The sequence below is a fragment of the Pseudoalteromonas sp. SR41-7 genome, from assembly GCF_014163935.1.
Lineage (GTDB): Bacteria > Pseudomonadota > Gammaproteobacteria > Enterobacterales > Alteromonadaceae > Pseudoalteromonas > Pseudoalteromonas distincta.
Genome location: NZ_JACJEF010000029.1, coordinates 1 through 6,426 on the forward strand (window position 1 = coordinate 1; position 6,426 = coordinate 6,426).

Consider the following 6,426-nt stretch of genomic DNA (forward strand, 5'->3'; position numbering starts at 1 on the left):
TTTGTCAACACTTAAATTTAAACTTTCTAAAAAGATTCAATCTAAGTTTTACTTAACACCCTGAGTTGTTCGTGCCTCGCTATGCGTTGCTGTTTCCCGTCTCAGTGGGGTCGCATTATAGGGAGATCCGAAAACAGATCAACCCTTTTTTGAAGAAAACTTGAAATAATGTGCTGTTCGCTGAGAATTTGAGCTAAACACGTTAAAAATACAACATAACCATCAAATTATTAACAACTAACGGGGTTCAAACCTATTTTATATTAGAAGTAGAGTTAAACGATCTTCATATAGAGGCTTACACCCCAGATGATCAATACGATCGTTAATGAAAGTGTTACGGCTGCAGATCCCATATCTTTGGCCCTACCTGACAATACATGTAACTCTGTACTTACTCGATCTGTTAATGCTTCAATGGCGGAGTTTAGTAATTCAACTATTAATATAATAAGCAGTGAGCTAATTAGTATGGCCCAGTGTAATAATGATGAAGCAAGCCAAAATGAAGTGGGGAATAATATAAGGCTTAGTAATAGCTCTTGTCTAAATGCGGCTTCTTCCTTAAATGCTGCTTTAAAGCCTAGGTAGGAACAATAAGTCGCTTTGAAAACGCGTTTGAGGCCTAAGCCATTTGGTTTAAGTATATCTTTCATTAAAAAACTCTATGAATGAAGGTCAAAATAAAGCCCCGCAGTGCGAGGCTTTTTATTTATGCTACACCGTATTGATCACGGTAAGCTTTAACTGAGGCTAAATGCTCATCCATTGTGCCTTGGCTTTCAAGGTAACTGATAAGATCAGCTAATTTTACAATTGAAATCACTTTGGTATTAAAGTCACGCTCAACTTCTTGAATAGCTGATAATTCAGCTTTACCCTTTTCTTGGCGATCTAACGCAATTAAAACACCACTAAGGTCAGCACCATTTTGTGCAATGATTTCCATCGACTCACGAATCGCAGTACCTGCAGTAATTACATCGTCAACTAGCATAATTTTGCCATTGAGTTCTGAGCCTACTAATGTGCCGCCTTCACCGTGTGCTTTTTTCTCTTTACGATTAAAACAGTAAGGTACATCTTTATCATGATGATCCGCTAAGGCAACCGCTGTTGTTGTCGCTATTGGAATACCTTTGTACGCAGGACCAAATAATACATCGTACTCTATAGCAGAATCTTCGAGTGCCGATGCATAAAAGCGACCTAAACGCGCTAAGTCTCGACCAGTATTAAACAAACCAGCATTAAAAAAGTAAGGACTTGTGCGTCCAGACTTTAATGTAAACTCACCAAATTTTAACACCTGCTTCTCTAGAGCAAATTCTATAAACTCTTTTTGATAATCTTTCATATCTTGTGGCCTACCTATTTATGCTAATGCTTGCTTTTGTACGTCAATAATTTCGCGAATAGAATGTTTAGCTAAAGTAAGTAACTCATCTAGCTCATCAAACGAGAAAGGTTCGCCTTCAGCTGTACCTTGAATTTCAATAATTTTACCTGTTTCAGTTAAAATTACGTTCATATCAGTCTCTGCTGCTGAATCTTCAATGTATTCTAAATCGCTAATTGCTTGGCCTTTGTAAATACCAACTGAAATAGCTGCAATCATATGTTTAAGTGGGTTTGAATTAATCATACCTTTTGCACGCATATGTGTTAGTGCATCAACAAGTGCAACACATGCACCACTTATAGAAGCAGTACGTGTACCGCCGTCAGCTTGAATAACGTCACAGTCAATGGTAATTGTGTTTTCGCCAAGTGCTTTTAAGTCAACAGCAGCCCGAAGTGCACGTGCAATTAAGCGCTGAATTTCCATAGTACGACCGCCCTGCTTACCACGTGCAGCTTCTCGAGCATTACGCGTATGCGTTGCTCGCGGTAACATACCGTATTCAGCATTGATCCAACCTTTACCCTGACCTTTCATGAAACGAGGAACGCCCGATTCAACAGTAGCTGTACAAAGTACTTTGGTGTTACCAAACTCAACAAGTACTGAGCCTTCAGCATGCAAAGTATAATTACGTGTAAATGTAACAGGTCTAATTTGGTTAGGTGTTCTTTCGCTTGGACGCATTGACGATCCCCTTAATTCAGAATTTGCGACATTATAAGTGTATGTGGGTATAGATACCATGTTGATTTAAATAAATAGCTGTATGCAAAATATTCAGTGTATTAAATTTTCCCTAGAGCTTAAGCAGTGTTACGGTATAATCATCATAATATTGTATTTATAAATTTAGGAAAATATCCATGATCCACAGTATGACAGCTTATGCGCGTCGCGAAATAAAAGGCGATTGGGGTACTGGCACTTGGGAAGTTCGCTCAGTAAACCAGCGTTACCTTGAAACATTTATACGCGCACCAGAGCAATTTCGTGGCATGGAGCCAGTTATTCGTGAGCGTTTACGCAAACACTTACAACGCGGTAAAGTTGAGGTCTTTTTAAAGTTTGTAGCAAATCCAGCCCATGTTGGTGAGCTATCAATTAACCAAGCCCTTGCTGAGCAATTGATAAATAGCGCTAAATGGGTTCAACAACAAAGTAATGGCGATATTAATCCTGTTGATATATTGCGTTGGCCTGGCGTTATGGAAGCAGAAGAGCTTGATATGGATAGCGTTAATACAGCGTTAATAGCTGGTCTTGATCAAGTAATCGAAGATTTTAAATCTGCACGTGGCGATGAAGGTGCAAACCTTGAAGGAATGATAGCAATACGCCTTGATGCAATTCTAGAGCAAGTAGAAATTGTAGAAACGCATATGCCTGAGATTGCTAAATGGCAGCGTGAAAAACTTGCTCAAAAGCTAGAAGACTTAGCAGCAAACATTGACGAGTCACGCCTTGAACAAGAACTTATTTATCTTGCTCAAAAACAAGATGTAGCTGAAGAACTAGATCGCTTAAAGTCTCACGTTAAAGAAACTAAAAAAATCCTTAAAAAAGGAGGCGCATGTGGCCGCCGCTTAGATTTTATGATGCAAGAATTTAATCGTGAAGCTAACACGCTAGCGTCTAAGTCTATCAATAGTGACATCACTACTGCAGCCGTAGAGCTAAAAGTACTAATTGAACAAATGCGTGAGCAGATCCAAAACATAGAATAGCGTTTTAGCCTGTTTCAAGTTGTTTATAACTCATTAATAAGCCTATATTTTTATAGGCTTTTTGTTTTCTACCGTTCATACTAGCCCCCTATTGTACGTGTCCAAGTGGTTACCAAACTACTTGATATCACCGTAACCACTTTTAAAATCCTTGATAGCCATTTTCATACAACTCAATTAATGTAAAAGAAACCAAACAAAAAATTAAAAATGGTATAGATCCGCTTGCTGAAAGAGGTAAGGCAGGGACAGACATTATTATAACAATGAATGACCTATTTAATGACTGGTTTAAAGATAAAAGTAAAGAAGCAAAAAAACAGTTTTTACCTATTAATAAAGCCTTTAAGTTTAATTGGTAGTAACCGTCAACGGTTGGCGGTTTGGTTTTTTAAGCTAAACCGTCTTATATAAATAATGCAATGCCTGTGAAATATTGATAATTTTTATTAGCTATATAGCTAACATCAAATAAGTGAATATATGTCGAGTAGAGCAGATATTGGCAAACAAATAAGTACTAGCAGGAAAGCTTTAGGCTACAAGCAACAAAAGCTATCAGAGATCGCGGGAATTAATAAAACGACGATTTCCGAGATTGAGAACGGTCGCTTTATGGGTTCATTCGATATATTTGAGCGACTGCTTGATGCAGTTGATTTACAATTTGAAGTTACCTCAAAACAACACTCTCTACCAGACTGGGATACCATTGAAGATATATTCTCGGAGGATGGCTAATGAGTGGCACACCACAGCTTCCAAATAAACCTGCTTTAACAAGGTAAGTTTTAGCCCAACTTAAGCGGTGGTAGGCATAAGTTTACTTGCCGCTAGGAATGCGCAGTTTAAGCTGCTCTACAAATAAGCCTATGCTTTGATAAACGTGTGCTTCAATCTCTTTGAGCTTTACTGTTTCACCGTTAGCTAAGCATTGCAGTAATAGGGTCATGAATGATTGGTAATCTGGTAACGACATACTATTCCCTGCCAAGCCGTATTAGTTAGTTACTATAAAGCTAATCCATTGTTCTTATTAGTTGAGATAATATACAAATTAAAATTATGGGACAAAGGTTATGTACGCAGCTTTACTATGCATTATAAACAATTACCCCCTCGCAGGGCGCTGAGCTTACGGGTAGCGGGAGGGGTGTTATTTTATAAAGAGTCTGAAAGTATTGTATTCACAATTAATGATTCTTTGGCTACTTAATATATTCGCCTTTGTGTTGAGCGATACTAAACAAACGGGTCTAATAAGTCTTCGTCAAATACTAAACCTTTAAGGTTGTTACTTTGGATAATATTTTTAAACTCATCAGTACAATAAACTTTTTGAGCACCTTCCAGCTTAGATTTAAATAGCAGTTTATTTTGTATATCGTCTTGCTCAAAGGTAAGTAACTCTAAACCGTCTTCGAAGCCATCTTCGTATTTGGTTAAACACATGTCTTTTTGCTCTTGCCCGAAGGTAAGCAAGTTAAACAATATCATGTTGTTGCCTTCAGCTTTAACGGGTAAAAACTCTCCAAAATTTGCTAAGCGCTCTTTTAACAACTCATATACTGGCATCTGCATTATTAAAAAATGACCTAGCCGCGATATGTCATAATCTTGCTTTTTAGCTTTACCAAAATAGTCAAAATTTAACCCTTGGGGCCATAGAGGGCTAAATTCGATATTCTTTAGTGAGGATGACATAAACATCCTTAGTACAGTATCTGTATCAAGGTCGTTATTTTTCGAAATTGTTTCTGAGAGCTCAACAATATCAAAGTCGATTACGTCGTATGTGTAAGCTTCGTTTTTAATTTGATATACAGTCACTATAAAGCCTTCCAATTTTCATTTTTTGGTTCAAGTAAACCTGCAGGTACAGTACCCGTTTTTATTTTAACTTTAACGGTTCTCAATCTATTCAAAAATAAAGCTTTAGCCGTAGCCGCATTACCAAAGTTAGTATTAATCCATGTCTCATAGTTATATCTGTGTAGCTTTCGATGAGGTGGCGAAGCTGGGCTAACCCAATTTTGCTCTTTATTTTTTTCAAAGTTAATTAACCATACACCGTTGATTGGATCGTTAATACCAACTCCATGCAGATGAAGATTAAGCCTTGTTTGTAACATATTCGCTGACTGGTATTGCCCTGTGCCACAAATAATATGGTGAGCCTCGTGCAGCTTAGTTGGTTTAGCTCCCCTATTGCAGCCAAGTGACGAGCAAGCTTTTGAGTTGGATGGTGCTTTTCTTGTTTTAATTGCGTGACTGTAGAGCTTGCACTTAGCTCTCGGTATTCTTTTAAATCAGTTTGTAAGCGAGCATGAGCAGTAATTCTCTCTTTCTCTTTTTGCAAATGATTAAAATCACGAGCCATCTTATTTTTAAGATCTTCACTCGCCTGCCCTTTTTGAGCTATTCGCTTGTTATGGAACTCTTTAGCTTTTAACTCATAGTTATAAATAGCCATTTCTAATGGTGAAGGATTTTGAGGTCTCTCGGGATGAGGGTATGCGTGTAGCGGTTTCATAAAACACTCTTCCTTGATTATCTGATTATGATTGTGTGTATAATACAAAAACTAAACAGTTTATCAATTTTTATGTGTGTTATTAGCTACTAGTTTAAGCTTATTTCCTCTTTAGTAAAATAATCTCTATTTATCAGAAACCTATTCCAAGTAGTTACCATAGCGGTTACCAACTGCAATATAAACACACTAAAATTACAATAAGCCAATGATAAAATTGAGATTTAAATAATTACTCTAAATTCAAATTCAAAATGTTGAATAGTTTCAGCTAAGTATGACACATTCATAACTTATCAAAACCCGAGCTTAGCTCGGGTTTTTAGTAATACCACTAATAATACTTTGAGTATTGTTACCAAGTATCTTCACCTAAGGTTAAAGCGGCATCTTATACCAATCCGTAATAATACTTAATCATTTTGCGCGACTAAACGTGTCGCTACCTATGTTAAAAAATTCTCAATTAGAACAACTAAATAGCGAATTTTTTGCCTAGCTATCCACACGTTTTTCCATCTTCAAAATAGATCACTTAATTAAGCGTATTGGTATTAAATCGTACTTTATTTTAGACATTAAAAAGCCCGAGACTAAGCTCGGGCTTTTTGGTAATAATTAGCTAGGCTAATAATTACGCTACGATAGTTGCTACAACACCAGCACCTACAGTACGACCACCTTCACGGATAGCAAAACGAAGACCTTCATCCATCGCGATTGGTGCGATTAGAGTTACTGTCATCTTGATGTTATCACCAGGC

Annotated in this window: 9 protein-coding genes and 1 pseudogene; 2 read left to right on the forward strand and 8 right to left on the reverse strand. The window is 37.2% G+C overall.

Translation table 11 applies throughout. The features are described 5' to 3' along the window. Positions 1-275: 275 nt before the first annotated feature. From H5092_RS20260 to rph, 3 genes are read right to left on the reverse strand one after another with little or no spacing between them, the layout of a single operon-like run. A complete protein-coding gene (locus H5092_RS20260) occupies positions 276-656 on the reverse strand; it encodes a diacylglycerol kinase (protein WP_182734849.1) in 381 nt (126 codons plus the stop codon). A 56-nt stretch (positions 657-712) separates the two neighbouring features. Beyond that, on the reverse strand, positions 713-1,357 hold the full coding sequence (gene pyrE / locus H5092_RS20265; RefSeq protein WP_002958891.1) for an orotate phosphoribosyltransferase: 645 nt from the start codon (positions 1,355-1,357) through the stop codon (positions 713-715). An 18-nt stretch (positions 1,358-1,375) separates the two neighbouring features. Further along, the gene (rph, locus tag H5092_RS20270) at positions 1,376-2,089 is read right to left on the reverse strand and encodes a ribonuclease PH (RefSeq protein ID WP_002958890.1); all 714 of its coding nucleotides are present in this window, start codon (positions 2,087-2,089) and stop codon (positions 1,376-1,378) included. A 179-nt stretch (positions 2,090-2,268) separates the two neighbouring features. Here rph and H5092_RS20275 point away from each other — a divergent pair, with 179 nt between their 5' ends. After that, the gene (locus H5092_RS20275; protein ID WP_154904288.1) at positions 2,269-3,129 is read left to right on the forward strand and encodes a YicC/YloC family endoribonuclease; all 861 of its coding nucleotides are present in this window, start codon (positions 2,269-2,271) and stop codon (positions 3,127-3,129) included. Between the two features lie 483 nt (positions 3,130-3,612). Continuing rightward, the gene (locus H5092_RS20280; protein ID WP_165724394.1) at positions 3,613-3,870 is read left to right on the forward strand and encodes a helix-turn-helix domain-containing protein; all 258 of its coding nucleotides are present in this window, start codon (positions 3,613-3,615) and stop codon (positions 3,868-3,870) included. An 82-nt stretch (positions 3,871-3,952) separates the two neighbouring features. Here the strand turns inward: H5092_RS20280 and H5092_RS20285 are convergent, their stop codons facing one another. The 5 genes and pseudogenes from H5092_RS20285 to H5092_RS20300 form a co-directional block, all read right to left on the reverse strand. Next, positions 3,953-4,108 (reverse strand): winged helix-turn-helix domain-containing protein, encoded by a 156-nt coding sequence (locus H5092_RS20285; protein ID WP_240915919.1) that lies wholly within the window; start codon positions 4,106-4,108, stop codon positions 3,953-3,955. A gap of 263 nt (positions 4,109-4,371) precedes the next feature. After that, positions 4,372-4,959 carry a hypothetical protein gene (locus H5092_RS20290; RefSeq protein WP_182734850.1) on the reverse strand — a complete coding sequence of 196 codons (588 nt, stop codon included), beginning with the start codon at positions 4,957-4,959 and terminating at the stop codon, positions 4,372-4,374. Continuing rightward, on the reverse strand, positions 4,959-5,297 hold the full coding sequence (locus H5092_RS20770; protein WP_310736021.1) for an AHH domain-containing protein: 339 nt from the start codon (positions 5,295-5,297) through the stop codon (positions 4,959-4,961). Before H5092_RS20770 ends, H5092_RS20290 begins: the two co-directional genes overlap by 1 nt. Next, positions 5,189-5,662 carry a hypothetical protein gene (locus H5092_RS20850; RefSeq protein WP_310736020.1) on the reverse strand — a complete coding sequence of 158 codons (474 nt, stop codon included), beginning with the start codon at positions 5,660-5,662 and terminating at the stop codon, positions 5,189-5,191. Before H5092_RS20850 ends, H5092_RS20770 begins: the two co-directional genes overlap by 109 nt. A gap of 634 nt (positions 5,663-6,296) precedes the next feature. Further along, positions 6,297-6,426, reverse strand: a pseudogene (locus H5092_RS20300) (elongation factor Tu); the annotation flags it as partial.

Coding starts and splice junctions, on each gene's coding strand:
- H5092_RS20260 (WP_182734849.1), bottom strand. CDS start 656: ATGAAAGATATACTTAAACCAAATGGCTTAGGCCTCAAACGCGTTTTC.
- pyrE (WP_002958891.1), bottom strand. CDS start 1,357: ATGAAAGATTATCAAAAAGAGTTTATAGAATTTGCTCTAGAGAAGCAG.
- rph (WP_002958890.1), bottom strand. CDS start 2,089: ATGCGTCCAAGCGAAAGAACACCTAACCAAATTAGACCTGTTACATTT.
- H5092_RS20275 (WP_154904288.1), top strand. CDS start 2,269: ATGATCCACAGTATGACAGCTTATGCGCGTCGCGAAATAAAAGGCGAT.
- H5092_RS20280 (WP_165724394.1), top strand. CDS start 3,613: ATGTCGAGTAGAGCAGATATTGGCAAACAAATAAGTACTAGCAGGAAA.
- H5092_RS20285 (WP_240915919.1), bottom strand. CDS start 4,108: ATGTCGTTACCAGATTACCAATCATTCATGACCCTATTACTGCAATGC.
- H5092_RS20850 (WP_310736020.1), bottom strand. CDS start 5,662: ATGAAACCGCTACACGCATACCCTCATCCCGAGAGACCTCAAAATCCT.